The following is a 664-nucleotide window of genomic DNA, read 5'->3' as shown; positions in this document are numbered from 1 at the left end:
GGCGTCCTGACCGTTGCCGGATTTTTCGCTGAAGTAGGGGATTTATCCAATTATAAAGATCCACGCCAAATCATTAAATTAGCGGGATTTAATCTTCAGCTGAACCAGTCGGGCATTTTCAAGGGTCAAACAACGATTACGAAACGTGGCCGTCGGCGCTTAAGATCCATACTATACCTGGCTGCGCGCCCTTTATCGGCTAATAACGACGGATTCAGACAGCTGCATCATTATTATAAAAATCGCGCAAACAACCCACTGACAGGTAAGGAATCGTTTGTAGCACTTGGTCGGAAACTCATCAAGATATTTTATGTCATGGGCACTCGCAACTGTGCATTCGACGAAGAGCGCATGATGAGGGATATTCCCCAATTGAAATCCCTGCAGGCGGCAGCTTGATTAGACAGGTTGTGAAAATGATCAGATTGCCGGTATTAAAACGTATTAATGTTGATTAATGTTTGATGAGATGATGTCTATTGTGATAGCCGTAAACAGGCTATGCCCCCAGCAAAACCAAATAATGAATGGTTGACAGGAATTGTGGAAGTTATACGAAAAGAACGTACGCTGTCTATTTATCTAGATTCTACGACAATTGAAGCACGGATTAGCCGGTCGATATTTACTCCGTTAGGGCATAGACCCACTTAAAAAGCAT

1 protein-coding gene is annotated in these 664 nt (G+C 43.2%); it reads left to right on the top strand.

Annotation, left to right across the window (positions count from 1 at the left end):
* The coding region (locus E4U82_RS19650; RefSeq protein WP_135111922.1) for a transposase at positions 1 to 402 on the top strand (402 nt) is incomplete at its 5' end.
* Positions 403 to 664: the final 262 nt, after the last annotated feature.

The sequence above is a fragment of the Lentibacillus salicampi genome (genome assembly GCF_004565465.1).
In the GTDB taxonomy this organism is placed as follows: domain Bacteria; phylum Bacillota; class Bacilli; order Bacillales; family Amphibacillaceae; genus Lentibacillus; species Lentibacillus salicampi.
This window is presented reverse-complemented; position numbering and strand designations above follow the sequence as displayed.